Source organism: Pseudomonas sp. Pme6b, assembly GCF_058129925.1.
The window spans coordinates 1,384,215-1,411,198 of the sequence record NZ_CM176704.1 but is presented as its reverse complement, the minus strand read 5'-3'; the positions used below and the strand labels follow the sequence as shown (position 1 = coordinate 1,411,198).

Sequence of the window (26,984 nt, the reverse complement as noted above, 5' to 3'; positions counted from 1 at the left end):
GTGGCATCAGGGCCACGCGCTACTAGCCCGGAACGCGGCGGATCTTGGCGCCCAGCATTTGCAGCTTCTCTTCGATGCACTCGTAACCACGATCGATGTGGTAGATGCGGTCGATCAGCGTGTCGCCCTGGGCAACCAGCGCAGAGATCACCAGACTGGCCGATGCACGCAGGTCGGTCGCCATGACTGGCGCGCCCTTGAGCACTTCGGTGCCGGTGACAATGGCAGTGTTGCCTTCAACCTGGATCTGAGCGCCCATGCGGTGCATTTCATACACGTGCATGAAGCGGTTTTCAAAGATGGTCTCGATGACCGCACCCGTACCTTCGGCAATCGCATTGAGCGAGATGAACTGCGCCTGCATGTCGGTCGGAAACGCAGGATACGGCGCGGTACGCACGTTGACAGCCTTTGGACGCTTGCCGTGCATGTTCAGCTCGATCCAGTCTTCACCGGTCGTGACTTCGGCACCGGCTTCCTGAAGCTTGAGCAGCACCGCTTCAAGGATGGTCGGATCAGTGTCCTTGACCTTGACGCGACCACCGGTAACGGCAGCGGCTACCAGATAGGTGCCGGTCTCGATACGGTCAGGCATGACCTTGTAGGTGGCCGGGCCCAGACGCTTGACGCCATCGATAGTGATGGTGTCGGTGCCTGCGCCGTGAATTTTTGCGCCCATCGCGATCAGGAAGTTGGCCAGATCGACAACCTCGGGCTCGCGAGCAGCGTTCTGCAGAACGCTGCGGCCGTTGGCGAGGCTGGCGGCCATCATGATGTTTTCAGTACCGGTCACACTCACGGTATCGAAGAAGAAGTTGGCACCACGCAGGCCACCCTCGGGTGCCTTGGCCTTGATGTAGCCACCCTCGACATCGATGATCGCGCCCATGGCCTCAAGACCGCGGATATGCAGATCAACCGGACGCGAACCAATGGCGCAGCCGCCTGGCAGCGCCACTTCGGCCTCGCCGAAGCGAGCGACCATCGGGCCCAATACCAGAATCGACGCACGCATGGTTTTCACCAGTTCGTACGGGGCGACCAGAGTCTTGATGGTGCGCGGGTCGATCTCGACGCTGAGCTTTTCATCGATCACAGGCTCGATGCCCATGCGACCGAACAGCTCGATCATGGTGGTGATGTCGTGCAGGTGGGGCAGGTTCTGAACAGTAACCGGCCCGTCAGCCAGCAATGTGGCGGCAAGGATCGGCAAGGCAGAGTTCTTTGCCCCGGAGATGCGAATTTCGCCATCAAGACGAACGCCGCCGGTAATAATCAATTTATCCATTAGAGTCTCGACACCAATTGGCTCAGGAACGCTCGGCCCATGCAGCGCGGCTGAAAAATTTCATGGTCACCGCGTGGATGCTGCCATCGGCAATCCAGGGGTTCAGATGGGTATAAATCTGTTGCTGACGCTTGACCGGACTCAGGCCGGCCAACTCGTCGCTGATAATATTCAGCTGGAAGTTGCAGCCTTCGCCTTCGACTTCCACTTTGATTTCCGGCAGCTTTCCTTCAAGGAAGCTTTTAACTTCTACGGCCTGCATGCTTAACCTCGATCGGCGCTGTACGCGCGCGGGTCGGCCATCATACAAAAAAGCCCATGTTATGCGAAGCCCGACAAGCAGGTCCCGGATAAAGGGCTTTTTCGATGACGCCTGTCAGTGGGTGTCCAGTAGCTCGGTCAGACCTGATACACGGGCTATCTGACGCATGTCTTCAGGCATCGAGCGGACAGTGATCGACTTGCCTGCCTCCTGTGCATCACGCATGAAAGCCAGCAGCAAGGCGAGGCCTACACTGCTGGATTTCTCGACGCCCGAGCAATCAAGTGTCAGATCGGCCAGATCACCCGACTTGATCAGCGCCGCACCCTGCTTGCGCAGCTGTGGCCCGGTGCGGTAATCCAGCACACCAATCAGCCTGAGCTCGCCAGGCCCGACGAGGCGGACGGCGGACTCTGTCATTGTGCAGGCTTCTGCGCAGCGTCTACGGTGGACTTGGTCTTGGCCACTTCGCCAGCCCAGTTGTTGATGGTGGTATCCAGGTTGTTGCCGTTGCGCTGCATGGCATCGGCGAACTGATCACGGAACAGCTTGCCGATATTGATACCGTTGATGACAACGTTACGCACTTTCCACTCGCCGTTCAGCTTGACCAGCGTGTAGGAAACCGGATAGATCGCGCCGTTATTGCCTTTGACCTGCATGTCAACGCTGGTGCGGTCATCGCCTTCGTCCTTGGCAGGTGCGACGGTGATGCCCTGGTTGTTGAATTCAAGCAAGGCATTGCCGTAGAACTGCATCAGGCTGCGCTTGAAGTTTTCCTCGAAACGCTTCACCTGTTCAGGGCTCGCCTTGCGGGAGTACTTCACGGTCATGATGCTTTTGGAAATGCCATCGGCATCCACGACAGGACCGACAATGCGGTTCAGTGCATCGTAGAAGGCACTCGGATTCGACTTGTACTGCTCACGGTTGGTCGCCAGGTCACTCAACAGCTCCTTGGTGGTACGTTCCACCAGATCGTGAGCTGAGGGCGTTGCCGCAGCGTTGGCCAGCATCGGCAAGGTGGCCAGCAATATCAACAGACCACGGCGCAGGATAGAGATCATTTAAAGCTCCTTACTTGGCTTACTTGGCGTCTTTGCTTACGGTATTGAGCAGGAATTTCCCGATCAGGTCTTCCAGCACAAGCGACGACTGCGTGTCATGAATGGTTGCACCGTCTTTGAGCAGCTTGTCATCGCCACCGACGCTGAGACCAATGTACTTCTCACCCAGCAGGCCAGCAGTCAGGATCGACGCCGTGGAATCGGAAGGCAGGTTATCGACCTTCTTTTGAATCTCCAGCGTGACGCGACCGGTGAAGGTGTCGTGATCCAGATCGATCGCCGTCACCTTGCCGATCGTGACGCCAGCCATGCTTACCTTGGCTCTGACAGTCAAACCGGCAATATTGTCGAAGTAGGCATAAAGTTTATAAGTGTCGGTGCTCGCGCTCGTGCTCAGACCACTGACTCGCAGGGCCAGCAGGAGCAGAGCCAGTATCCCCGCCAGCAGGAACAGACCGACTCCGGTTTCGATGGCACGGTTTTGCATCAGAAATCTCCAAACATCAATGCGGTCAAAATAAAGTCCAGTCCCAGCACGGCCAACGAGGCGTAAACGACGGTTCTGGTCGTCGCGCGGCTGATCCCCTCGGAAGTAGGATCGCAATCGTACCCCTGGAAAACGGCAATCCATGTCACCACGAAGGCAAATACGACGCTTTTGATCACCCCATTGAGCACATCGTTCGTGAAAGAAACGCTGTTCTGCATGTTCGACCAGAAAGAACCGTCATAGACGCCCAGCCAATCGATCGCTACCCAGGAAGCGCCCCAGATACCGACCACACTGAAAATCATCGCCAGAATCGGCATCGAGATGAAACCTGCCCACAGGCGTGGCGCAACGATGTACTTGAGTGGATCGACACCGATCATCTCAAGGCTCGACAACTGCTCGGTGGATTTCATGTTGCCGATCTCGGCGGTCAGCGCAGAACCTGCACGCCCGGCGAACAGCAGGGCTGTAACCACAGGCCCCAGCTCACGCAGCAGGGTCAGTGCGACCATCTGGCCAACGGCCTGCTCGGAGCCGTACTTGGTCAGAATGCTGAAGCCCTGCAGCGCCAGCACCATGCCGATGAACATGCCGGACACCACGATGATGACCAGCGACATGACACCGACCGAATACAGCTGCCTTACCAGCAGTTGAAAACTGCTGCCCGCACCGCCGCGGCCAAGCAGGGCGTTTACCAGAAACAGACCGGAACGGCCCAGAACAGTAACAATATCAATGGCCGAACGCCCTAACAGGCGTACCCGGTCCATCAGTGACTTATTGCGCATCAGCGCTTCCCCAATAGATCTTCGCGAAAATCCAGCGCCGGATAGTGGAACGGTACAGGGCCATCAGGCTCGCCGGTCATGAATTGACGAATGCGTGGGTTGTCCGAGGACATCAGTTCTTCAGGCGTGCCCTGCCCCAGCACCTGCCCGTCACCCACTACATAGAGATAGTCGGCAATGCTCGCTGTCTCGCTGAGGTCATGGGACACCACGATACTGGTGATGCCCAATGCGTCGTTGAGCAAGCGGATCAGGCGTACCAGCACGCCCATCGCAATCGGGTCCTGCCCTACGAAGGGCTCGTCATACATGAGAATCTGCGGATCGAGAGCGATGGCCCGGGCCAGCGCGACACGACGCTTCATACCACCCGACAGTTCGTCGGGCATCAGTTCGACCGCACCGCGCAGGCCCACAGCCTGAAGCTTGAGCAGCACGATGTCGCGGATCATTTCTTCCGGCAGTTCAGTGTGCACGCGCAAGGGAAAAGCGACGTTTTCGAAAACGTCCAGATCGGTAAACAGTGCTCCGCTCTGAAACAACACGCCCATCTGCTTGCGAGCATCGAACAGATCACTGCGCGACAGCTCAGGCAGGTTCTGACCATTGACCCACACCTGCCCTTCGCTTGGACGCAACTGAGCCCCCATCAAGCGCAGCAAGGTAGTCTTGCCACAACCGGACGGCCCCATGATCCCGGTGACCTTGCCCCGCGGAATACGAATATCAACGTTATTGAAAATGCTGCGCGTACCGCGTTTGAAAGACACACCTTTCAACTCGACCGCATAGGCGTCATCAGGACTCATCTAAACTCCTTGCGATACAGCCTCCGCCCTCAGCCGTCGGTTCTTGGAGGCCGACCAGCTGTCCAGGCGCGCCGAACAGGCCGCGAACTATACCACCGCCGCCACCCGCCCCCAAGAAGAGAACCGAGCGGTTCAGGTAATCGTTGAATTATTCTGTACCACAATGTTATGGCATCAGGCGTGGATACAGACCCTCAAGTGCGTAGGAAATTCGTTTAAAAACAACACAACGACGATCAGACGTGAGGGAATCGTTCATTACCGCTATAATCGCCGCCTTTCAGCAGGCTGACCCTTTCCAGACATGAACCAATCCAGTGACCTGATCCAATCGGCGCAACGCACCATTCGCCTTGAGATAGAAGCCATACAAGGCTTGCTTGAACGTCTTGACGGCGATTTCGTGCGCGCGTGCGAAATGATCCTCGCCAGCAAGGGCCGAGTTGTTGTGGTCGGCATGGGCAAGTCCGGACACATCGGCAACAAGATTGCCGCCACACTGGCGAGCACGGGCACTACCTCTTTTTTCGTGCATCCAGCTGAAGCCAGTCATGGCGACATGGGCATGATCACCCGCGATGACATTATCCTGGCCCTGTCGAACTCCGGCAGCACCCACGAGATCGTGACCCTGCTGCCACTGATCAAGCGTCTGGGCATAAAGATGATCAGCCTGACCGGCGACCCCGAGTCCATTCTGGCCAAGGCTGCCGACATCAATCTCAACGCTCATGTCGTGCACGAGGCCTGCCCGCTCAATCTGGCACCGACCTCTTCGACCACCGCCGCACTGGTCATGGGCGACGCGCTGGCCGTGGCGCTGCTGGACGCACGGGGTTTCACCGCTGAAGACTTTGCATTCTCCCATCCGGGTGGCGCGCTGGGCCGTCGCCTGTTGCTCAAGGTCGAGAATGTCATGCACTCCGGCGACGCACTGCCCAGCGTTCAACGCGGCACGCTGCTCAGGGATGCGCTGCTGGAAATGACCCGCAAGGGCCTGGGCATGACCGCGATTGTCGAAGCTGACGGCACACTGGCCGGTATCTTCACCGACGGCGATTTGCGCAGAACGCTGGACCGCCCCGTCGATATTCGCCAGACCATCATTGATGAAGTCATGACCCTTCACGGCAAGACGGCCCATGCAGAAATGCTGGCCGCCGAAGCGCTGAAAATCATGGAGGACAACAAAATCAGTGCGCTTGTTGTCGTAGACCAGTACGACCGGCCGGTTGGCGCGTTCAACTTGCAGGATCTTTTGCGCGCAGGCGTCATGTAATGGAAACCGAAACGATGACCCAGGACCTCATGCAACGCGGCAAGGCTATCAAGCTGGCCGTTTTCGACGTCGATGGCGTACTGACCGACGGCCGCCTTTACTTCATGGAAGATGGCCGCGAGATCAAGACATTCAACACTCTCGACGGCCAAGGCATAAAAATGCTGATAGCCTCAGGCGTCACAACAGCCATTATCAGCGGCCGCAAGACTGCGATAGTCGAGCGCCGGGCAAAGAGCCTGGGCATTGAACACCTGTTTCAGGGACGTGAAGACAAGTTGGTAGTACTGGACAAACTGCTCGCAGAACTCCAGCTTGGTTACGAACAAGTCGCCTATCTGGGTGATGATCTGCCAGACTTGCCAGTCATCAGGCGCGTCGGTCTGGGCATGGCGGTTGCCAATGCCGCGAGTTTTGTACGCGAGCATGCACATGGAATAACCAGAGCGCGGGGCGGCGAAGGTGCGGCACGCGAATTCTGCGAACTGATTCTGAGTGCGCAAGGCAACCTTGAAGCGGCTCACTCCGTCTATTTATAGAAGCCATTATGTTCACTAAAAAAATTCGCAAGTTCCTGCTGCTCGGGGTACTGGCGCTGCTGCTGGCAGCGGTCGGTTACTGGAACATCAGCCCGGAAAGTTTTATGGATCAGCCGGTGTCGACCGTTGACGACACGGTCATCGACTACTATGCGATCAATGCCCACAGCGTGCAGTACCTGCCCGATGGCACGCTTCAGTACGACATGACCTCCGACAAGGTCGAGCACGTGAAAGCCACTGACGTGACCCTGTTGACCACGCCCGACCTGCACATGTACCGCGGTGGCGAGTTTCCATGGCACGTACAGAGCAAGAAAGGCGAAGTTTCGTCCGGCGGCGACCAGGTCGAGCTGATCGATTCCGTTCGTGTCGAGCGTACCGATGAAAAACAACGTACGACTATTATCACTACCAGTCGAATGACCGTATTCCCTCAGAAGCAATATGCGCAGACCGAGCAAGACGTTAGAATCGACGGCGCCGGCGGTGTGACTACGGCCAAGGGAATGAAAGCATATTTGAAAGACAGCAGGATGGACCTGCTGTCCAACGTAAGAGGACAGTATGAGGCTCGTTAAAACTCTTCCTTTATTGCTCGGCCTGGGCGCAGCACTGGGAAGCGCGAGCGCCTGGTCCCTGCCAACCGACCGCGATCAGCCGATCCACATCCAGTCTGACGATGCTCAGCTCGATGACAAGAAAGGCGTAGCAACCTACAAGGGCAACGTCATCATCACCCAGGGCTCGATGAAGATCACCGGTAACACTGTGACGATCACGCGTAATGCCCAGGGCGAAGTGGATGTGTTCACCTCTGTCGGCAATCTGGCCTATTACGAGCAGAAGCCTGCCGTAGACAAACCGATTGTGCAGGCCTATGCCGTCACTATTCAGTACTACGCCGGGCAGGACCGTATCGTCCTCATCGACAAGGCCAAGGTCATCAATGATGGCAATACTTCCGAAGGCGAGAAAATCGTTTATGACACGGTCAGACAGGTCGTCAGCGCCGGTCGGGCCAATGGCGGTGCCAAGGTGACCACACCACGTCCGCGTATCGACATGGTCATCCAGCCGAAAAAGAAAACCGACCAACCTCAGAAGGCCCAGTAAATGGCGACGCTCAAAGCCCAGCATCTGGCTAAAAGCTACAAAAGCCGGCAGGTCGTGCGCGATGTGAGCATTTCCATCGACAGCGGCCAGATCGTCGGCCTGCTGGGCCCCAACGGTGCCGGCAAGACCACCTGCTTCTACATGATCGTAGGTCTGGTCCAGGCTGATCAGGGTCGCGTGCTGATTGACGATCTGGATGTCAGCCATCAACCCATGCACGGTCGCGCCCGAGCCGGCATCGGCTACCTGCCGCAGGAAGCCTCGATTTTCCGCAAGCTTTCAGTGTCCGACAACATCATGGCGATTCTCGAGACCCGCAAGGAACTCGATGCCGGAGCACGCCGCAAGGAGCTCGAAAGCCTCTTGCAGGAGTTTCACATCACCCACATTCGCGACAACCTGGGCATGAGCCTGTCGGGCGGCGAGCGCCGCCGCGTGGAAATTGCCCGCGCCCTGGCCACTGCGCCGAAATTCATCCTGCTGGATGAACCTTTCGCAGGCGTAGACCCTATTTCGGTAGGTGATATCAAGCAGATCATTCACCACCTCAAGGCCAAGGGTATCGGCGTACTGATCACCGACCACAACGTCCGTGAAACGCTGGACATCTGCGAAACTGCCTACATCGTCAACGATGGACAGCTGATCGCAGAAGGCGATTCCGAGACCATTCTGGCGAATCAACTGGTGAAAGAGGTCTACCTCGGCCACGAATTCCGCCTTTAATCGACTGCCCTTTGCGCTTAGCGGCCGATTGATGCCAGTGCAGTGTGTTGACAATATTTTATTTGTCATACCACTCTAGGCAAAGGTACAGGTTTCAGGCATATAATTTGCTTAAGTTGGCGCTCCGGCGCCTGTAGTAGATGGCGCATGAGCGCCGGCGAATAAGGTGTTTAGCCCCTGCCATGAAACCATCGCTAGTCTTGAGAATGGGCCAGCAGCTGACGATGACACCGCAGCTGCAACAGGCAATCCGCTTACTCCAGCTTTCCACACTGGACCTCCAGCAGGAGATCCAGGAGGCGCTGGAATCGAACCCCATGCTGGAACGGCAGGAAGAAGGCGACGACTTCGACAACTCCGACCCGCTTGCCGACAACATCGAACAAAAGCCCAACCCCGACGTTCAGGAACCGACCTACCAGGAATCCGCGCCTACCGTGGATAACCTTGAAGACGGCGAATGGAACGAGCGCATTCCCAACGAACTGCCCGTCGATACCGCATGGGAAGACATCTACCAGACCAGCGCCAGCAGCCTGCCAAGCAACGATGATGACGAGTGGGACTTCACCACACGCACATCTGCAGGCGAAAGCCTGCAAAGCCACCTGCTGTGGCAATTGAACGTCGCCCCGATGTCCGACAAGGACCGCCTGGTGGCGGTTACGCTGATCGACTGCATCAACAACCAGGGCTATCTGGACGAAACCCTCGAGGAGATTCTCGAGTCTTTCGATCCCGAGCTGGACATCGAACTCGACGAAATCGAAGCCGTACTGCACCGCATCCAGCAGTTTGAGCCGGCAGGCATCGGCGCCCGAAACCTGAGCGAATGCCTGCTCCTGCAGCTTCGCCAGTTGCCAGCCAAAACACCTTGGCTGATGGAAGCGCAACGGTTGGTCACCGACTACATCGACCTGCTGGGAAGTCGCGATTACGGCCAGTTGATGCGGCGCATGAAGCTCAAGGAAGACGAGCTGCGCCAGGTCATCGAGCTGGTCCAGAGCCTCAACCCGCGCCCTGGCTCACAAATCGAATCCACAGAAGCCGAGTACGTCATTCCCGATGTAATCGTGCGCAAGGACAACGAGCGCTGGCTGGTCGAGCTCAATCAGGAGTCCGTACCGCGCCTGCGCGTCAATCCGCAATACGCAGGTTTTGTACGCCGGGCCGATACCAGCGCAGACAACACCTTCATGCGCAATCAGTTGCAAGAGGCGCGCTGGTTCATCAAGAGCCTGCAAAGCCGCAACGAGACACTGATGAAGGTCGCCACCCAGATCGTCGAACATCAGCGCGGCTTTCTTGAGTACGGCGACGAGGCGATGAAGCCGCTTGTCCTGCACGACATTGCCGAGGCAGTGGGCATGCATGAATCGACCATCTCGCGCGTGACCACCCAGAAGTTCATGCACACGCCACGCGGCATTTACGAGCTGAAATACTTCTTCTCGAGCCATGTGAGCACTTCCGAGGGCGGTGAATGCTCGTCCACGGCAATTCGCGCAATCATCAAAAAACTGGTTGCGGCGGAAAATCAGAAAAAGCCGTTGAGTGATAGCAAGATCGCTGGTTTACTGGAGGCACAAGGCATTCAAGTAGCCCGTCGCACAGTCGCCAAGTACCGCGAGTCACTCGGGATAGCGCCTTCCAGTGAGCGTAAGCGGCTGATGTGATGCAGGCCCAGCCACAGCGTCCCAGAGACAGGCGCCATGCCTGCCTCTTTATGCACTGGCAAAGGAGAAAGCTGTATGCAAGTCAACATCAGTGGACACCAACTGGAAGTGACCAAACCCCTTCGTGAATACGTTGAGCTCAAGCTCAAAAAGCTCGAGGGGCATTTTGACAAGATTACCAACGTGCAGGTCACGATGACGGTCGAAAAGCTCAAGCAGAAGATCGAAGCCACGTTGCACATCCATGGTGGAGAGGTCGTTGCCAATGCTGAACATGACGACATGTATGCTGCCATCGACCTGCTCACTGACAAGCTAGACCGACAATTGCTCAAGCATAAGGAAAAGCAGCAAAGCATCCTCAAAGGTGCGGCCGCTCGCTAACGCCCATTTAAATGATCCGAATCGAAAATATCCTGACCCCCGGCCGCTCCCTTGTGAACGTGCCGGGTGGCAGTAAAAAGCGTGTACTCGAAGAAATTGCCAACCTGATCGGTCGTGAAGTACCGGGCATGGTTCCGGACACAGTATTCGCAAGTCTTGTTGCCCGCGAAAAACTGGGTTCAACCGGTTTCGGCAACGGTATTGCCATCCCTCATTGCCGCCTTGCTGACTGCAGCGAGCCTGTCAGTGCAGTCATTCACCTCGCTACCCCCGTGGATTTCGACGCCATCGATGGCGCGCCGGTTGACCTGCTGTTTGTATTGCTGGTCCCGCAAGCCGCTACTGATGAGCACCTGGAGTTATTGCGCCAGATCGCCAGCATGCTTGATGACAAAGATGTGCGTAAGCGCCTGCGCAGTGCCAAAAGTGCCGAAGCGCTTTATCAAGTGGTGCTGGACGTGCAGAACGGAAACTGAACATGCGCATGATCATCGTCAGCGGCCGTTCCGGCTCGGGTAAAAGTACAGCCCTCGACGTGCTGGAAGACAACGGTTTTTACTGTGTCGACAACCTGCCTGCCGGACTGCTGCCGGAACTGGCCGAGCGAGCGCTGATCAATACTGAACTGGCCGAGCCCTTGCTGGCGGTGTCCATCGATGCGCGAAACCTGCCCAGTCACCTGACCCGCTTTCCGCAAATGCTGGATGAAGTCCGCTCACGCAACATCCAGTGCGACGTGCTTTACCTTGATGCGGATGAAGCAACCCTTCTCAAACGCTTCTCGGAAACCAGGCGTCGTCATCCTTTGAGCACGGCAGATCGTTCGCTTGCCGAGGCGATACGCGACGAGACAACGCTGCTGGGCCCGATCATCGATCTGGCCGACCTGAAAATCAACACCACCCACCTGAACCTCTATCAGTTGCGCGACGCACTCAAGCTTCGCCTGCTGAACAAGCCCGAGCCAGGCACTGCGTTTCTGATCGAATCCTTTGGTTTCAAGCGTGGCATGCCCGTCGACGCAGATCTGGTATTCGATGTGCGCTGCCTGCCCAACCCGTACTGGAAGCCTGAACTGCGCGACCATTCCGGGCTTGAACAACCGGTTATCGACTACCTGTCGGTGCAACCCGATGTTGAAGAGATGTTTCAGGACATCTTCGCTTATCTGAACAAATGGTTGCCCCGGTTTGCAGCCAGCAACCGTTCTTACGTTACCATTGCCATTGGCTGCACCGGCGGACATCACCGCTCCGTCTACCTGACCGAACGGCTCGGCCAGGTCTTGCAACAATCACTCAAGAACGTTCAGGTTCGCCACCGCGACCTTAGCTGAAAGGATTTTCACTGCGATGCCCGCTCGTCAAATCACCATCATCAACAAATTGGGCCTGCATGCCCGCGCTGCCGCCAAATTCGTCGGCGTCGCAGGCAAGTTCCCTTGCACGATCAGGGTTGGCCGCTCTGAGCAGACCATGGTCGATGGTAAAAGCATCATGGCCGTGATGATGCTGGCGGCAGGCAAAGGCACCGAAATCCATCTGAAAACCGAAGGCGAATTCGAGCAGGAAGCGCTCGATGGCCTGGTTGAACTGATCAACAACAAGTTTGATGAGGGCGAGTAAGCCCTCAAATACGCCCCTTCCAAGGTCACCAGCAGTGCATCCGCAACCAGCTCAAACCGTGAGCAATCAGTAACGACATACCTGCCAACAGCAGCCCGGTGCCTACGACGAGCCGCAACAACCGCACACCGCTGAGAGCGAATATTCCTGAGCGCATAAGCTGCCTTGAGCCCGGTTACGGGAGTCAGGCCAGAGCGGCCTGATAACGTCGAGACACTTCATCCCAATTGATCACGTTGTAGAACGCGTTGATGTATTCGGGGCGACGGTTCTGATAGCGCAGGTAGTAAGCGTGCTCCCATACATCCAGACCCAGAATCGGCGTATTGCCATTCATCAACGGGCTGTCCTGATTACCGCTGCTTTCAACCACCAGCTTTTTGTCGGGGGTGACGCTCAGCCATGCCCAGCCGCTGCCGAAACGGGTCAATGCGGCTTTGGTAAACGCTTCCTTGAATCTGTCGTAGCCACCCAGCTGCTCGTCGATGGCCAAAGCGACAGGGCCTTTGGGCAAACCGCCTCCGCCTGGCACCATCACCTCCCAGAACAACGAATGATTCGCGTGACCGCCACCCTGGTTGATGACCGCCGGACGCAGGTTTTCAGGCAACTGCTTGATGCTGGCCACCAGCTTCTCGATGGACCAGTCAGCAAACTCGGTGCCTTCGATCGCAGCATTAAGGTTGTTGATGTAGGTCTGGTGATGCTTGGTGTAATGGATCTCCATGGTTTGCGCATCGATGTGCGGCTCCAGGGCATCGTATGCGTAAGGCAGTGCAGGCAAGGTATAAGGCATTTCAATGTGCTCCGTAGAAAAGTCCGGAAGTGGCTGCCGAGTGGCGCTGCAACGATGAGCGCGTGTGCTCGCTGCTGCTGTTCAACAACCGATGAGTGCGCGGGTATTCGCCGTGTTCACTGATAAAGCTCAGCAACTCGGCGTAGGTTTTGCTGCTGTGGCGCAAGGCTGCCTCACGGAGCGCCGGAGGAAGACGCTGATCCTGCATGGTCCGCAACAGATGTTGATGAATGGCACACAGGTATTCAGCGCTTTCCTCAGGCTGATCGAGGCTCAGGTGCAGGTCCGCCAGGTTGTGGTGAGAAATCACACAGGCCGCGACGGCCTCGTCGACATCCGCCCAACGCTCGAACAACACTTGCGCCAACGCCAGCGCCTGAAGGTAAAGCTCGCGGGCTTCGACCCACTCGCCCAGATTGAAACAGCGATTGGCCTGCTCGATAGTGCGTTTCCAATGCTGCATGGTCATACCTCCAGGGGACGTTGGCTGGCTGGAATCAAATACCGCCAGCGGTGAGTTTTTCAGGGTTGAGCAACACTTCCAGTTCGCTACGTTGCAAATCAGTGTGCTCAAGGGCGACGTCAATGACCGGACGGCCCTGCTTGTAAGCGGTCTTGGCGATTTCGGCGGCTTTCTGATAGCCAATGATCGGGTTGAGGGCCGTCACCAGAATCGGATTACGCGACAGCGCTTCCTTGAGCTTGGATTCATTGACCTTGAAGCTCGCAATCGCTTTGTCAGCCAGCAGCCGACTGGAATTGGCCAGCAGCTCGATGCTGCTGAGCAGGTTCTGGGCGATGATCGGTAGCATCACGTTAAGTTCGAAGTTGCCGGACTGCCCCGCCACGGTAATCGTCGCGTCGTTGCCGATCACTTGCGCGGCAACCATGGCGGTGGCTTCCGGAATGACCGGGTTGACCTTACCCGGCATGATCGATGAGCCCGGCTGCAATGCCTCCAGCTCGATCTCACCCAGCCCTGCCAGTGGCCCCGAATTCATCCAGCGCAGGTCGTTGGCAATTTTCATCAGCGATACCGCCGTGGCCTTGAGCTGGCCGGATACCGCGACCGCGGTGTCCTGCGAACCGATCAACGCGAACAGGTTCTTGCCAGGTGCGAATTGCACACCGGTCAACGTGCTCAACTGACGACTGAAACGAGCCGAAAACTCAGGATGCGCGTTGATCCCGGTACCGACTGCGGTGCCGCCCTGTGCTAGTGACTGAAGGCTCGGCTGGAGACCTTGCAGATGCTCGACGTTGGCGCGAATCTGCTGTGACCAACCGTTGAGCACCTGGCTCATGCGCACGGGCATGGCGTCCATCAGATGCGTACGACCAGTCTTGACGAAGGCATGGACCTGCTCGGCTTTGTGTTCGGTCACTTGCACCAGATGGGCCAGCGCAGGCAGCAGTTGTTCGTGCAGAGCCAGTGCAGCGCTCACATGAATCGTGGTCGGGATAATGTCGTTGCTGCTCTGCCCGCAGTTGACGTGGTCATTGGGGTTGACCTCTTCGCCCAGCACACGCGTGGCCAGCGTGGCGATCACCTCGTTGGCGTTCATGTTGGTACTGGTGCCGGAACCGGTCTGAAAGATATCCACCGGAAAATGCGCCATGTAGTCACTGGCCAGCAGGTCTTTCACGGCACTGACAATCGCCCTGCTCTGCCCCTCGCTGATCTGCTCCAGCTCCAGGTTCGCCTGCGCTGCAGCCGCCTTGGCCAGCAACAGGGCACGAATGAATTGGCGGGGCATGCGTTGATGGCTGATCGGAAAGTTTTCCACCGCACGCTGAGTCTGCGCGCCGTAAAGGGCCTCGACCGGGACCTGTAGCTGGCCCATGCTGTCGCGTTCGATACGGGTATTACTCATCGCAATGTCCTTGCACCAGTTCAGAGAGGGAAATCGAGGGCTGTAGCACGCAGGTCGCCAGTTGATGAACACAGGCTTGCCAGCGCTGACGCCGCGCAGGCGTGGAGGCGTGGAGGCGATTGCCTGTAAATCACGCAGCGGACGCCAGGCCTGATCCAGACACAGGCAGCGCCAGTGCCACGGCAATGCCGTATCGCGTGCGGTGTCTATCAAAAGACGGAAAGTGGTTTCGGCAATCATGGGCTGGGGCGCGGCGGTAAAACGCGCCAGATAGCGCCCTTCGGCGAGGTAATGCTCGATCAGCCGAGGCTCGTCGGGCTCAAGGGCGCAACGAATCCGCAGACTCAATCCACGCCAGTTTTCCAGATAAGACAGCTCGTGCAGAACGGACCCCATGACCACAGCTCATCTTAATAATGATATTCATTATTAAATGATATAAAGAATCATTACAAGCGCGATCTTGAGCGAGTGCGTCATACACAGGTGCTGAGATGCCCGCTTTGCTGCCGGTTCCCGGCAGTTCGCGGACGAGTCCGCTCCTACAAAACCTGGATATCGCGGACCAGCGTAGGGCTGCTTCGGCCCGGAGGGCGTGGGAGCGGACTTGTCCGCGATAGGCTGCAAAGCGGCCTTAAAACAGGCCACCTTGGCTGTATCTGGTGCACCGAGGCGCTTGGTTTTGCTGCCGGTTCCCGGCAGTTCGCGGACGAGTCCGCTCCTACAAAACCTGGATATCGCGGACCAGCGTAGGGCTGCTTCGGCCCGGAGGGCGTGGGAGCGGACTTGTCCGCGATGGGCTGCAAAGCGGCCCTAAAACAGGCCACCTTGGCTGTATCTGGTGCACCGAGGCGTGCGAATTCCACGTCATCCGGACACTCAGCCCACCAACATCCGGACACTCGTTCCACGCTTATCCGGACAGGCAGTCGGAGCGCAGCGACGCAGGTTTGCATTGTTAGTCTGAAGCCCCTGCCGCCGTCAATTTCGTTGCGCGCCTGCGCATCGATTCACCCTTCAGTTCAATTCGATAAGCGTTATGCACCAGCCGGTCGAGGATCGCATCGCCCAAGGTCGGATCGCCGATCAACGCATGCCATTTGTCCACTGGCATTTGGCTGGTCACCAGCGTCGAGCGGTTGCCGTAGCGGTCGTCCAGCAGCTCAAGCATGTCGCGCCGTTGCGCGGCGGTAAACGGTGCCAGGCCCCAGTCGTCCAGGATCAGCAGGTCAGTCTTGGCGTAGCCGGCCATCAATTTGGCGAAGCGGCCATCGCCGTGGGCCAGGCCTAGTTCTTCCATCAAGCGCGGCAGACGCAGATAGCGCACGCTGTAACCGTCGCGGCAGGCTTTGTGAGCCAGCGCGCAGGCAAGCCAGGTTTTACCTACGCCCGTCGGCCCGCCGATGATCAGGTTCAGGCCATCGCGCAGCCATTGGCCGCTGCCCAGTTGCAGGATCAAGGCCTTATCCAGGCCACGCGGGCTGCGGTAGTCGATGTCTTCCAGGCAGGCGTTGTGGCGCAACCGCGCGGCTTTGAGGCGGGTGGTCAGGCGGGCGTCTTCGCGCTCGGTCAGCTCGCGATCGACCATCAGACCGAAGCGTTCGTCGAAGCTCAGATCATTGATATCAGGCGTTGCGTGTTGTTCGCCCAGCGACTTGATCATGCCGTGCAGGCGCAAGGTTTGTAGCTTGTCGAGCGTTGGATTCGGTAGCATTTCGAAGCTCCTTTCTCAGGTCAGTGGTAGTAGCCCGGGCCACGCAGGTTGATGTGCTCGTCAGGCAGCAGCGGCAGGTTTTGCTGGGCCAGCGGCAGGCGCTCCAGCCCTTGGCGCAGGATCGACTCGAGGCTTTTGTAGCTGCATGCGCCCAGTGCCAGCGCACGCTGGCACGCGGCTTCCAGCCGCGCTTCGCCGTGCTGTTTGCTCAGGCGCAGGATGCCCAGGCAGGCGCGGAAGCCGTGTTGCGGATGGATTCGGCGTTCGAGGATGTAGGTGATGACGCCGGCGGTGTTAGGCCCGGTCTGCTCTGCCCAGCGGATCAGCCGTTGCGGTGTCCATTCGGCGTGCTCGCGGTGGCTCTTGGGCATGTGCTCGGTTTGGGTGGTGTGGCGGCCTTTGTGCTGCGAGCGAAGGTGGCTGGCCACGCGCTGGTTGGCGTGGAAGCACTCGACGGTCTGGGCCGTGAGCCGCACTTCGACTTGGTGCTTCACCAGCTGGTACGGCACCGAGTAAAAGTGGCCATCGACCTCAACGTGATAGTCGATATGGACGCGTACCTTTTTCCATTCGGCATAGACGTACGGGTGTTCCGGCAGGCCTTCCAGGGCCGGTTGGTCGATGGCCTCGAAGGCTGACCGGCGTGAGCCGGGCAGCTTTTTGAAGGGCTTGTGGTTGAGGCGATCCAGCAGTAGCGCGATGGCTGTGTTGAGTTCGCCAAGCGAGAAGAACTGGCGGTTGCGCAGCACCGCCAGGATCCAGCGTTCGACCACTTGCACGCCGACTTCGACCTTGGCTTTGTCCTTGGGCTTGCGCGAGCGAGCAGGCAAGACGGCGACGCCGTAATGCTCGGCCAGATCGCGGTAGCTGGGGTTGATATCCGGCTCGTAACGGTGCGCTTTAGTCACGCCACTGCGCAGATTATCGGGCACCAGGATCTGCGTTGTGCCGCCGAAAAAAGCAAAGCATCGGACGTGCGAGCCCAGCCAGTCGGGCAGTTTCTGCGACCAGGTGGCCTCGGCAAAGGTGTAGCTGGACGCGCCGAGAACGGCGACGAAGATCTGAGCCTGACGGATCTCGCCGGTTTGTCGGTCGATGACCGGCGCTGTTTGCCCGGCGTAATCGACGAACAGCTTTTCGCCAGCACGATGCTCCTGGCGCATGACCACGTCGACCTTGGCGGTCCAAAGGCGGTAGTGCTCGCAGAACCAGCTGTATTGGAAGCCTTGCGGGTGAGCGAGTCGATATTCCTGCCAGAGCAAGGCCAAAGTGACGCCGGGGCGGCGCAACTCCGCGTGTACCCATGCCCAGTCAGGCATTGGGCGCTGGTCGGTCGGCACTGGCACTGCCGGTGGAAACAGCCGTCGATTCAACTCCGCGTCAGAAATATCGATGGGCCACTGAAGCCCACTGGCGGCGAACCGGCAAAGGTAATCCCCTGCACTCGAATGGCCGATGGATAAGCTGGCGGCGATCTTGCGCACGGACAGGCCAGCGTCGAACTTTAGGCGTAGTACCTCTCGGATTTTACGCATGGATAAACGCTCCACGACGACCTCTTCGCTTCGAAAAAAGAGGTCGATAGTAGTGAATAGTCCTGCGTTGCTGCCTGCCTGAAAGTGTCCGGATGGCCGTGGAATCGGTGTCCAGATGCTTGTGGAATGAGTGTCCGGATCAGCATGGAATCAGTGTCCGGATGTTGGTGGAATGGGTGTCCGGATAGTCGTGGAATCCGCAACCGAGGCGCTTGGTTTTGCTGCCGGTTCCCGGCAGTTCGCGGACGAGTCCGCTCCTACAAAACCTGAATATCGCGGACCAGCGTAGGGCTACTTCGGCCCGGAGGGCGTGGGAACGGACTTGTCCGCGAAGGGCTGCAAAGCGGCCCTAAAACAGGCCACCTTGGCTGTATCTGGTGCACCGAGGCGCTTGGTTTTGCTGCCGGTTCCCGGCAGTTCGCGGACGAGTCCGCTCCTACAAAACCTGGATATCGCGAACCAGCGAAGCGTCGCTTCGGCCCGGAGGGCGTGGGAGCGGACTTGTCCGCGAAGGGCTGCAAAGCGGCCCTAAAACAGGCCACCTTGGCTGTATCTGGTGCACCGAGGCGCTTGGTTTTGCTGCCGGTTCCCGGCAGTTCGGACGAGTCCGCTCCTACAAAACCTGGATATCGCGGACCAGCGTAGGGCTGCTTCGGCCCGGAGGGCGTGGATGGGCTGCAAAGCGGCCCTAAAACAGGCTACCTTGGCTGTATCTGGTGCACCGAGGCGCTTGGTTTTGCTGCCGGTTCCCGGCAGTTCGCGGACGAGCCCGCTCCTACAAAACCTGGATATCACGGACCAGTGAAGCGTCGCTAGGCTCAGCTACCCGCTACGGTCATACGCTCGATCAGCACCGAGCCGGTGCGGATGTTGCTGCGCAGTTCAAGATCGCTACCAACGGCGACGATCTGCTTGAACATGTCACGCATGTTGCCGGCAATCGTCACTTCCTGAACCGGAAATTGTATTTCCCCGTTCTCGACCCAGAAACCTGCTGCGCCCCGCGAATAGTCACCGGTAACCATGTTCAGGCCGCTGCCCATCAATTCGGTTACCAGCAAGCCACGGCCCATACGTCGAATCAGCGCGGCCTGATCTTCCGAACCATGGGTGACGAACAGGTTATGCACCCCGCCCGCATTGGCAGTGCTCGGCATGCCCAGCTTGCGACCGGAATAAGTGCTCAGCACATAGGAAACCAGATCGCCGCCTTCCACGAACGGTTTGGCAAACGTCGCCAGACCGTCGCTGTCGAACGCCGAACTGCCCATTGCGTGCTTCAAGTGCGGACGCTCATCAATGGTCATCCACTCCGGGAACAGCCGCTGACCCAGGGCCCCCTCCAGAAATGACGATTTACGGTACAGGTTGCCACCGGAAATGGCACCGAGAAAGCTGCCGAACAGGCCACCTGCCAGTTCTGCGGCAAACAGCACCGGCACTTCACAGGTCGGCACAGGACGCGCACCCAGACGGCTCGCCGCACGCAACGCAGCCTTGCGACCAATGCTCTGGGCATCAGCCAGCAGCTCACCCTGGCGATTGACGTCGTACCAGTAATCACGCTGCATCTGGCCTTCGCCCTCGGCGATCATCACGCAACTGAGGCTGTGCCGCGTTGATGCATAACCGCCGATGAAGCCGTTGCTGTTGCCATACACACGGCAGCCCTGATGGGTATTGAGCGTGGTGCCATCGGCGTTCTTGATCCGGCTGTCGGCGTCGAAGGCCGCGGCTTCGCAGATCAGCGCTTTCTCGATGGCCTGCTCGGGCGTTATATCCCAGGTGTGATAAAGATCGAAATCCATGATCTCTTTGGCCATCAGCGCAGCATCAGCCAGCCCGGAGCTTTCGTCTTCGGAGGTGTGCTCGGCAATCGCCAATGCAGCGGCAACGGTTTCACGAATGGCATCGGCACCTGTGGCCGAGGTGCTGGCCGAGCCCTTGCGCTGCCCGACATACAGGGTGATACCGAAACCCTGGTCGCGGTTGAACTCTACGGTTTCAACTTCACGCTGACGGACCGATGTCGACAGTCCCTGATCCACCGACACTGCGACTTCGCAGGCGCTGGCGCCCTGACGCCGGGCTTCGGCGATAATCTGCTCGACCTGTTCCTGCAGTTCGGGCAAGGCTTGCGGACCGACGCTTTGGGTTGCACTCATGACTTTCTCCATCAAATTCTTCTTTCAGCACAGGCCGAATACCGACCGGGCCGGACAAGCGGCCCACGACTGGTTATCATGGCGGCGTTTCTTTGCGGACTGCCCCCATGGTTGATTCTTACGACGACTCCCTCGACGGGGAGAAAAGCAAAACCCAGGTCAAACGAGAGCTGCATGCTCTGGTCGACCTCGGCGAGCGACTGACAACACTCAAAGCCGATGTGCTGGCCAAGTTGCCGCTGACCGACGCTTTGCGCAAGGCCCTGGCCGAAGCGCCCAAGCACACGGCGAACATCGCGCGAAAGCGGCATATTCTGTTCATTGGCAAGCTGATGCGCGATCAGGACCAGGAAGCCATTCTGGTGTTGCTGGACCAACTCGATGCCTCCACTCGCCAATACAACGAACGTTTTCACAATCTGGAGCGCTGGCGTGATCGCCTGATCGCGGGTGATGACGCCGACCTCGAGAAATTCGTTGTCGAATACCCCGATGCCGACCGTCAGCAGCTGCGCTCGCTGATTCGTCAGGCGCAACACGAAGTTGCACGTAACAAACCGCCGGCCACCAGCCGCAAAATCTTCAAATACATCCGTGAGCTGGACGAACTTCAACGCGGTCTGCGTTGATTTCAACCGCGGGGCCGGCAGCAGCAAGCGGCCAGCCCCGACTCACCTTCAGCTACCCGTACCACCCACTGTGATCGCATCGATTTTCAGCGTGGGCTGACCCACACCGACCGGCAGAGACTGGCCGTCCTTCCCGCACGTCCCCACGCCGCTATCGAGCGACAGGTCGTTGCCCACCATCGATACCCTGCTCATGGCTTCCGGCCCGTTACCGATCAAGGTCGCACCCTTGACCGGCGCAGTGATTTTGCCGTCCTCGATCAAATAAGCCTCGCTGGTCGAAAACACGAATTTGCCGCTGGTGATATCCACCTGACCGCCACCCAGATTGGCGCAGTAAATACCGCGCTTCACCGAGGCGATGATTTCCTGCGGGTCGCTCTGCCCGCCCAGCATGTAGGTATTGGTCATACGTGGCATCGGCAGGTGAGCGTAGGACTCTCGACGACCGTTACCAGTCCGTGCGACACCCATCAAGCGGGCATTGAGCTTGTCCTGCATGTAGCCCTTGAGCACGCCGTTCTCAATCAGTGTGGTGCACTCGGTCGGTGTGCCTTCGTCATCGACACTCAGCGAGCCGCGACGCCCTGCAAGGGTACCGTCGTCAACAATCGTGCAAAGTTTCGATGCAACCATCTCGCCCATGCGCCCGCTGTAAGCCGAACTGCCCTTGCGATTGAAGTCACCTTCAAGGCCGTGACCAACCGCCTCGTGCAGCAGCACGCCTGACCAACCGGAACCCAGCACCACCGGCAATGTGCCTGCCGGAGCAGGAATCGCTTCCAGGTTGACCAGCGCCTGACGCAGCGCTTCACGCGCGTAGCCCATGGCACGATCATCGGTCAGAAAATAACGGTAGTCCGTACGCCCGCCACCGCCATGCCCGCCCCGCTCGCGGCGGCCGTTCTGCTCGACGATGACACTGACGTTGAAGCGCACCAGCGGACGCACATCGGCGGCCAGACTGCCATCGGCTGCGGCCACCAGAATGCGCTCCCAGACACCGGCCATGCTCACAGACACCTGCTGGATACGCGAGTCCAGCGCGCGCGTCGCGACGTCAATGCGTTTGAGCAGTTCGACCTTCTCGGCGCGGCTCAGCACTTCCAGAGGATTATCCGGGGCGTACAACTGGGCCACATCCTGCGAGGTAAAAGCCTGCACCCGGCCATTCTGCCCAGCGCGGGAGATGGAACGGGCAGCACGGGCAGCGGTGCGCAGTGCGTCCTCAGTGATGGCATTGCTGTAAGCGAAACCAGTCTTTTCGCCCGATTGAGCGCGCACGCCCACGCCTTGATCGAGATTGAAACTGCCTTCCTTGACGATGCCGTCTTCGAGCGACCAGGACTCGGAGATCATGCCCTGAAAATACAGATCAGCCGCGTCGATACCCGGCCCGGCAAGCTCTCCGAGCACCGATTGCAGGCTGTCGAGGCTCAGGCCACCAGGGGCCAGAAGGTGTTCGCTGACTGAGGACAGATCACTCATATTCACTCCGAAGCAGGCCGCATGGCGTCCTGCGAAAAAAAGCGCCGGTGACTGGACACCGGCATCCGCGCCCGTATGGACGCCTGTTCTTCACTGTCGCGCCTGGCCAGCAGCACGGCTTCACCCTGTGCCTGCTCGGCCAGTACGCGGCCCCATGGATCAACGATGGCCGCGTGCCCGTAAGTCTCGCGAGGCCCCGGATGGACCCCGCCCTGTGCCGCCGCCAGCACGTAACACTGGGTTTCGATGGCGCGCGCCCGGATCAGAATGTCCCAGTGCGCAGCACCCGTTACCGCAGTAAAAGCTGACGGCGCGGTAATCAGTTCAGCACCGGCCTCCCGCAGCGCGGTGTACAGCTCGGGGAAGCGCAAGTCATAACAGACTGTCAGCCCCACGCGCCCTACAGGTGTATCGGCCACCACCACATTGTTTCCGTGAGCATAGTCATCGGATTCACGGTAGCGGCCCCGATTGTCAGCAACATCCACATCAAACAGATGCAGCTTGTCATACCGGGCCACCTGCTCACCGTGTTCATCGATCAGCAACGAACACGCCGTCACCTTGCCATCGGGTCGCTCATCCGGCGGCAGTGGCAAGGTTCCGGCAACAATCCATAACTTGAGGTCGCGAGCGGCCAGTTTCAACCATGGCAGGATCGGCCCGTGCCCATGAGCTTCGGCACGACCGATGTCGGCCACGTCACGCCGCCCCATGGCAACAAAGTTTTCGGGCAGCACCGCGAGCCGCGCGCCACCTTCGGCTGCCTGCTCCAGCAAGCGGCGAGCGCTGACCAGATTAGCCTGGACATCGCTTTGGCTGACCATCTGAATCACAGCAAAGGACATGGCGACCCGCTCCTTGATGACCTGGCCACCACTGTACTCCATGCGGCGCTATTGGGGCTTTTCAAATGGCTTGTCGAACGTGATCTTCGGCTCTTTCCAGGGCCCTTCGACCTTGTATTGCACGCTGGCGAAGCGGGCAACCCTGTCGCCCAGCAGCTTGTCGACCAGGAACAGCGCGCCGCCAATGGCGGGCGCACCGACAATCAGTGCCGCGATCGGCAGGTTGTTGGTCACCGGCAAGGTCACCAGCAGCTTCGCATCAACGCGGTCGCGGACCATGTCCAGCGTACCGTTGAGCTCAAGATTACTCGACGGCCCGGTCAGGGTAATCGGGTTGCGCGTCACATAAACACCGTCGCTGGCGACCAGCAGCCCTTTGACCCGGTCGTAACTGAGCCCTTTGCCCAGCAGGTCGGAGAAGTCCAGGCGCAAGCGACGGCCGATGGAGTTGAAATTCAACAATCCAAACACCCGCAGCGCCTGAGCACCGCCTTCTACCTCGACAAACTGGCCTCTGTTCAACGTCGCATCCAGGCTGCCGGAATAGCGCTTGAGGCCCACCCAGGCAGGCGAACCCGGCCAGCGTCCGTCGACATTCATTTCGAAACTTTCACTGGTGACCGTCGGCGCGAAGTTCCAGGCCTTGAGCACGTCTGCCAGATTCTTGCCTGCCACACGCCCCTTGAACGAGCTGCTGCTGGACCCCGGAGTGCCCTCCCAGGCACCATCGCCCTCGAGCAAAATACCTTTGAGCCCCAGACTCAGGTCGGACATGCGCATACCGGTCGCCGTCGGGCGGGTTTTCAGCGACCAGGCACCCAGTAACTGGTCGCCCTGAAACAGCTGGGCAATCTTCACGTCCAGCGCAGGAATATTGTGCGGGTCGATATCCGCCAGAGGGTCAGGCGCGTTCTCGACGACCGCCGCATTCGGATCAGAGGCAGGCAGTCGCACGTAGAGCATGTTAATACCGATCGGCGCGGACTTCGCGTCGGGCAGCACGGCAGTGCCCTTGGCCAGCGCGCTGTCCAGCGACAAGGCCCAAGCCGCAGCATTGCGCTGCAATTGAACACGTACGTTATCCAGCGTGGTGCCCATCGCCGTCAGCTTGCCGATCTGCAGGTCGACGCTGTTGAGCAGTTGTTTTGCGCTGCCGCCCGGATCATTGCCGGTATATCGTCCAGCCAGCTCCTGCCAGGGCGCTACGTCCAGCTCAGACAATTCGCCACGAATCCGCAGCCCTTTGGCGTCCGGCACTATCGCCCCGCCGCGCCCGAGATAAAGCTCGCCGCGACCGTCGGCAAACTTGCCATTCGGTGCGGCAAAAGCAAAGTTGGCCTGATCGTTATACGCCGCGCCAAGCCTGCGCTCCGCGCCTTGCAGGGTCATGCGGAACTCGCTGAGACGCTCCTCCTCGGCAATCTTGCCAAACGGTGCAGGCAGATCGATTGCCACGCCTTTGAGCGTGGAATTGATCACCAGCGGGCTGTCCTTGCTGTCCAGAGTCAATTGCAGCTGATACGGCAAGTCACCCGACACCGGCAGTGGCTGGGTAACGCTCAGCCAGTCGGTCAGCCGCTTCACGGTGATCTGCCCGTTTGCCACAATGCGTGTCACGTTGTCGCCTGGCTTGCCTTCGGCAGCGATTTCTGCGGTCACGGGACGATCAAATGCCTGCGCCTTGATGCCCTTGCCGCTCAGCCCTTTGGCGCTGTCAAAGCGGAAATCGCCCTTGAGGCGAGTCAATTCCAGCACCGGGTCAGCCAGTTTCAAACGCGCATTGTCGGTACTGAAATCCACCACAACCTTTGGCTCGACGCCCTTGGCCAGCGGAATATCCAGCTTCAGCTTGCCATCCAGCGGACCATCGCCGGTCCAGCCGGCAAACGTGCTGGCCGTGCCGATAGGCGCTTGCTGGAGAATCTTAAGGCCATCGATCAGATTGCCGGAGAAACTGCCATCGACCAGCAGGTGGCTGTCCTGACCTGCCGGGACGTGGGGAATATTGACCAGCACGTTGCTTATTTTGGTATCGAGCAACTGCCCTTTGCTTGCCTTGACTCGCACGCCGCTGTTTTCGACGTAAACCTTGCCGTCGACTCCGGTCAACGAAGGCCAGCCCGGCTGGAACGCCAGCGTTGCGTTGCTGACATCGAAAAACAGGCTGATGACGCGTGCGGTGTCGGGCGAACTCTTGTTCAGCGACCCTTGATACTGAAAGAAACCCTGCTTGACCGCACCACTCACCACGGCGGTGCGCAGCCAGTGATCAAGCTCGGGACTGAGGGCTGTAGGCAAATACTTGCTGGTGTAACGACCATCGCCGTCGACCATGCCGACCCGCAGGTCCATGTAGTCTTCCTGCTCATGGCTGAGATGAATCCTGATCAGAAAGTCTGCCGCGATCTTGCCTTCGTCGCCGAGCACTTTGATATACGGCGCGATCAGGGTGAATGCCTGATCATCGAGCTTCCAGGTCAGACGGGCATTGGCCTTCTGGTAGCGCCAGGGCTTGGCGAAGATAGGGTCCAGATGAAGCATAAAGTCATTGGTGTCGAGCCGCAGTTCGCCCTGGCCCAGATCGCCGCTGATGGCCCCGGTGACATTTCCGGCCGCCGGGGCCCCGCGATAGGCGTTGAACCCCACTTTGTCCAGATTGGCGGCAAAGCTCAGGCGCTTGTCGCCGGCTGCCTGTGGCCGGTAATCCAGCAACACGTTACGCAGCCCGCCTGTCACCTTGAGACCGTCGACCACTGCCATGGCTTTCTCCGGCAACGGTGCGAGGGAATCAATAAGCGGCGTGAGCGGCGTCAGGTCCAGGCGATCGGCCTGCACATGCCAGAGTTCTTCGCTGTCGGGCGTCGCAGCGGTTTGCGTGAGTTGTAGGCGGCTTTCCCAGCGCTTGTCGCCCAGGCTCATCGCCAGTGAATCGAGGTTCAGGTCGAAACCTGTGTCAGTGCGCGCAAACCAGGCGTTGAGCGCGAGGTTGTCGACAGTCGAGGGTTTGCGACCGGCATAAACGCCTTTGACATGCGGCGCATTAAGCCGCGCAGTCGCGCTTTGCACAGTGCCCTTGCCCCAGCTCATCCACAGCTCGCCACCGGCCTGCAGCTTCGACAGTGTCCATTCCCGGGTGAGGCTTTTTGGCAACCACCTGGCCCAGTCGCTTTGCGGCAGGCTGGCGTAGACATCTGCCTCGCCGTCCTTCCACTGACTGGCCTGGATACGTGAACGCACATTCAGGGCAAACGGCTGGCCATCCGGCAGCGTCAGGCGTGCATCAAGGCGCTGGTGATAACTGCCTGTGGCCAGACTGAGGTTTACATAGGTCAGGGTCAGCGGCGCGGCGTCAAACGGTTGCACAGTGACCTGGCTGTCGAGCAGCGACAAGTGCGAGACCATCTGCATCTGCTCAAGCACTTGCCCGGGGTCGAACGGGCTGTCGTTGCGCACTGGCAAGCCCTGTACCGACCAGTTGCCCTCCTTGTCCTGCCTGAGCATGAACTGCAGGCCGTCCACCTCGAGATGAGCGATGCGCACTTGACGCGCCAGCAGGCTTTCCCAGAGGTCGGGAACAACCCTTACACGATCAAGACGCACAGCACTGGAACCCTCTCCGACCATGACGTCGTGAGCCAGAAAAACCGGGGCAAACCGGCTCCAGCTACCTTCCAGACTGCCAATGCTCAACGGCATGCCAAGCGCGCTGCTGGCCCTGGTTTCCACATCCACACGGTATTCGGCAACCAGCGGCGTGAGCTGACGCCCGAGGCTTACGTACAACGCCGCGAGCACCAAAACCAGTGCGCACAGGCTCAAACCCCAACGAGTCAGGGTTGCAACAAGGCGAGGAAGACGACCCATATCAGGATGCCCTCCG

Annotated in this window: 27 protein-coding genes and 1 pseudogene; 11 read left to right on the top strand and 17 right to left on the bottom strand. The window is 58.9% G+C overall.

The window, feature by feature from the left end; genetic code table 11:
* Positions 1 to 22: 22 nt before the first annotated feature.
* From murA to AC4ANE_RS06365, 7 genes are all read right to left on the bottom strand, one after another.
* Complete coding sequence (murA, locus tag AC4ANE_RS06395; RefSeq protein WP_002555078.1) at positions 23 to 1,288, bottom strand: UDP-N-acetylglucosamine 1-carboxyvinyltransferase; 1,266 nt, start codon at positions 1,286 to 1,288, stop codon at positions 23 to 25.
* A 22-nt stretch (positions 1,289 to 1,310) separates the two neighbouring features.
* The gene (locus AC4ANE_RS06390; RefSeq protein WP_002555079.1) at positions 1,311 to 1,550 is read right to left on the bottom strand and encodes a BolA family protein; all 240 of its coding nucleotides are present in this window, start codon (positions 1,548 to 1,550) and stop codon (positions 1,311 to 1,313) included.
* Between the two features lie 114 nt (positions 1,551 to 1,664).
* On the bottom strand, positions 1,665 to 1,970 hold the full coding sequence (locus tag AC4ANE_RS06385) for an STAS domain-containing protein (RefSeq protein ID WP_002555080.1): 306 nt from the start codon (positions 1,968 to 1,970) through the stop codon (positions 1,665 to 1,667).
* Complete coding sequence (locus AC4ANE_RS06380; RefSeq protein WP_002555081.1) at positions 1,967 to 2,617, bottom strand: MlaC/ttg2D family ABC transporter substrate-binding protein; 651 nt, start codon at positions 2,615 to 2,617, stop codon at positions 1,967 to 1,969. The genes AC4ANE_RS06385 and AC4ANE_RS06380 overlap by 4 nt, the downstream gene beginning before the upstream one ends.
* Positions 2,618 to 2,636: 19 nt before the next feature.
* Complete coding sequence (gene mlaD / locus AC4ANE_RS06375; RefSeq protein WP_002555082.1) at positions 2,637 to 3,104, bottom strand: outer membrane lipid asymmetry maintenance protein MlaD; 468 nt, start codon at positions 3,102 to 3,104, stop codon at positions 2,637 to 2,639.
* Positions 3,104 to 3,901: a lipid asymmetry maintenance ABC transporter permease subunit MlaE gene (gene mlaE / locus AC4ANE_RS06370; protein WP_002555083.1), complete on the bottom strand. Its 798-nt coding sequence runs from the start codon at positions 3,899 to 3,901 to the stop codon at positions 3,104 to 3,106. Before mlaE ends, mlaD begins: the two co-directional genes overlap by 1 nt.
* On the bottom strand, positions 3,901 to 4,710 hold the full coding sequence (locus tag AC4ANE_RS06365) for an ATP-binding cassette domain-containing protein (RefSeq protein ID WP_002555084.1): 810 nt from the start codon (positions 4,708 to 4,710) through the stop codon (positions 3,901 to 3,903). Before AC4ANE_RS06365 ends, mlaE begins: the two co-directional genes overlap by 1 nt.
* A 304-nt stretch (positions 4,711 to 5,014) precedes the next feature.
* Here AC4ANE_RS06365 and AC4ANE_RS06360 point away from each other — a divergent pair, with 304 nt between their 5' ends.
* The 10 genes from AC4ANE_RS06360 to AC4ANE_RS06315 all read left to right on the top strand — a co-directional run bounded on the left by AC4ANE_RS06360 (position 5,015) and on the right by AC4ANE_RS06315 (position 12,055).
* Complete coding sequence (locus AC4ANE_RS06360) at positions 5,015 to 5,989, top strand: KpsF/GutQ family sugar-phosphate isomerase (protein WP_002555085.1); 975 nt, start codon at positions 5,015 to 5,017, stop codon at positions 5,987 to 5,989.
* Positions 5,989 to 6,528 (top strand): KdsC family phosphatase, encoded by a 540-nt coding sequence (locus AC4ANE_RS06355; RefSeq protein ID WP_031595003.1) that lies wholly within the window; start codon positions 5,989 to 5,991, stop codon positions 6,526 to 6,528. The genes AC4ANE_RS06360 and AC4ANE_RS06355 overlap by 1 nt, the downstream gene beginning before the upstream one ends.
* Positions 6,529 to 6,536: 8 nt before the next feature.
* Positions 6,537 to 7,109, top strand: coding sequence for an LPS export ABC transporter periplasmic protein LptC (gene lptC, locus AC4ANE_RS06350; RefSeq protein WP_002555087.1), 573 nt, complete (start codon positions 6,537 to 6,539; stop codon positions 7,107 to 7,109).
* Positions 7,096 to 7,644 (top strand): lipopolysaccharide transport periplasmic protein LptA, encoded by a 549-nt coding sequence (lptA, locus tag AC4ANE_RS06345; RefSeq protein ID WP_002555088.1) that lies wholly within the window; start codon positions 7,096 to 7,098, stop codon positions 7,642 to 7,644. Before lptC ends, lptA begins: the two co-directional genes overlap by 14 nt.
* Positions 7,645 to 8,370 (top strand): LPS export ABC transporter ATP-binding protein, encoded by a 726-nt coding sequence (lptB, locus tag AC4ANE_RS06340; RefSeq protein WP_002555089.1) that lies wholly within the window; start codon positions 7,645 to 7,647, stop codon positions 8,368 to 8,370.
* Between the two features lie 182 nt (positions 8,371 to 8,552).
* Complete coding sequence (locus AC4ANE_RS06335; RefSeq protein ID WP_002555090.1) at positions 8,553 to 10,046, top strand: RNA polymerase factor sigma-54; 1,494 nt, start codon at positions 8,553 to 8,555, stop codon at positions 10,044 to 10,046.
* Between the two features lie 75 nt (positions 10,047 to 10,121).
* A complete protein-coding gene (hpf, locus tag AC4ANE_RS06330) occupies positions 10,122 to 10,430 on the top strand; it encodes a ribosome hibernation-promoting factor, HPF/YfiA family (protein ID WP_002555091.1) in 309 nt (102 codons plus the stop codon).
* A gap of 11 nt (positions 10,431 to 10,441) precedes the next feature.
* A complete protein-coding gene (ptsN, locus tag AC4ANE_RS06325; RefSeq protein WP_002555092.1) occupies positions 10,442 to 10,906 on the top strand; it encodes a PTS IIA-like nitrogen regulatory protein PtsN in 465 nt (154 codons plus the stop codon).
* 2 nt (positions 10,907 to 10,908) lie between these two features.
* Positions 10,909 to 11,766 carry an RNase adapter RapZ gene (rapZ, locus tag AC4ANE_RS06320; RefSeq protein WP_002555093.1) on the top strand — a complete coding sequence of 286 codons (858 nt, stop codon included), beginning with the start codon at positions 10,909 to 10,911 and terminating at the stop codon, positions 11,764 to 11,766.
* Positions 11,767 to 11,782: 16 nt separating this feature from the next.
* On the top strand, positions 11,783 to 12,055 hold the full coding sequence (locus AC4ANE_RS06315; protein WP_002555094.1) for an HPr family phosphocarrier protein: 273 nt from the start codon (positions 11,783 to 11,785) through the stop codon (positions 12,053 to 12,055).
* A 184-nt stretch (positions 12,056 to 12,239) separates the two neighbouring features.
* Here AC4ANE_RS06315 and AC4ANE_RS06310 read toward each other — a convergent pair whose 3' ends face one another.
* The 7 genes and pseudogenes from AC4ANE_RS06310 to pmbA all read right to left on the bottom strand — a co-directional run bounded on the left by AC4ANE_RS06310 (position 12,240) and on the right by pmbA (position 20,139).
* Positions 12,240 to 12,851 (bottom strand): superoxide dismutase, encoded by a 612-nt coding sequence (locus AC4ANE_RS06310; RefSeq protein WP_002555095.1) that lies wholly within the window; start codon positions 12,849 to 12,851, stop codon positions 12,240 to 12,242.
* Between the two features lies 1 nt (position 12,852).
* Positions 12,853 to 13,314 carry a DUF2753 family protein gene (locus tag AC4ANE_RS06305; protein WP_002555096.1) on the bottom strand — a complete coding sequence of 154 codons (462 nt, stop codon included), beginning with the start codon at positions 13,312 to 13,314 and terminating at the stop codon, positions 12,853 to 12,855.
* A 34-nt stretch (positions 13,315 to 13,348) separates the two neighbouring features.
* Positions 13,349 to 14,725 (bottom strand): class II fumarate hydratase, encoded by a 1,377-nt coding sequence (locus AC4ANE_RS06300; protein WP_002555097.1) that lies wholly within the window; start codon positions 14,723 to 14,725, stop codon positions 13,349 to 13,351.
* A pseudogene (locus AC4ANE_RS06295) lies at positions 14,718 to 15,121 on the bottom strand (FagA protein). The gene AC4ANE_RS06300 and the pseudogene AC4ANE_RS06295 overlap by 8 nt, the downstream one beginning before the upstream one ends.
* 562 nt (positions 15,122 to 15,683) lie before the next feature.
* Positions 15,684 to 16,439: an IS21-like element ISPsy14 family helper ATPase IstB gene (gene istB, locus AC4ANE_RS06290; protein WP_002552598.1), complete on the bottom strand. Its 756-nt coding sequence runs from the start codon at positions 16,437 to 16,439 to the stop codon at positions 15,684 to 15,686.
* Positions 16,440 to 16,459: 20 nt separating this feature from the next.
* A complete protein-coding gene (istA, locus tag AC4ANE_RS06285; RefSeq protein ID WP_054082386.1) occupies positions 16,460 to 17,974 on the bottom strand; it encodes an IS21 family transposase in 1,515 nt (504 codons plus the stop codon).
* Positions 17,975 to 18,792: 818 nt separating this feature from the next.
* Positions 18,793 to 20,139: a metalloprotease PmbA gene (gene pmbA / locus AC4ANE_RS06280; protein WP_002555099.1), complete on the bottom strand. Its 1,347-nt coding sequence runs from the start codon at positions 20,137 to 20,139 to the stop codon at positions 18,793 to 18,795.
* Positions 20,140 to 20,246: 107 nt separating this feature from the next.
* On the opposite strand from pmbA, the gene yjgA reads away from it, so the two are divergent.
* Positions 20,247 to 20,768 (top strand): ribosome biogenesis factor YjgA, encoded by a 522-nt coding sequence (gene yjgA, locus AC4ANE_RS06275; protein WP_003364101.1) that lies wholly within the window; start codon positions 20,247 to 20,249, stop codon positions 20,766 to 20,768.
* Positions 20,769 to 20,816: 48 nt separating this feature from the next.
* Here the strand turns inward: yjgA and tldD are convergent, their stop codons facing one another.
* The 3 genes from tldD to AC4ANE_RS06260 are packed head-to-tail and all read right to left on the bottom strand — an operon-like array spanning position 20,817 to position 26,968.
* Complete coding sequence (tldD, locus tag AC4ANE_RS06270; RefSeq protein WP_002555101.1) at positions 20,817 to 22,256, bottom strand: metalloprotease TldD; 1,440 nt, start codon at positions 22,254 to 22,256, stop codon at positions 20,817 to 20,819.
* 2 nt (positions 22,257 to 22,258) lie between these two features.
* Positions 22,259 to 23,104, bottom strand: a complete 846-nt coding sequence (locus AC4ANE_RS06265; RefSeq protein WP_031596785.1) for a carbon-nitrogen hydrolase family protein — start codon at positions 23,102 to 23,104, stop codon at positions 22,259 to 22,261.
* A 48-nt stretch (positions 23,105 to 23,152) separates the two neighbouring features.
* Positions 23,153 to 26,968 (bottom strand): YhdP family protein, encoded by a 3,816-nt coding sequence (locus tag AC4ANE_RS06260; RefSeq protein ID WP_002555103.1) that lies wholly within the window; start codon positions 26,966 to 26,968, stop codon positions 23,153 to 23,155.
* Positions 26,969 to 26,984: the final 16 nt, after the last annotated feature.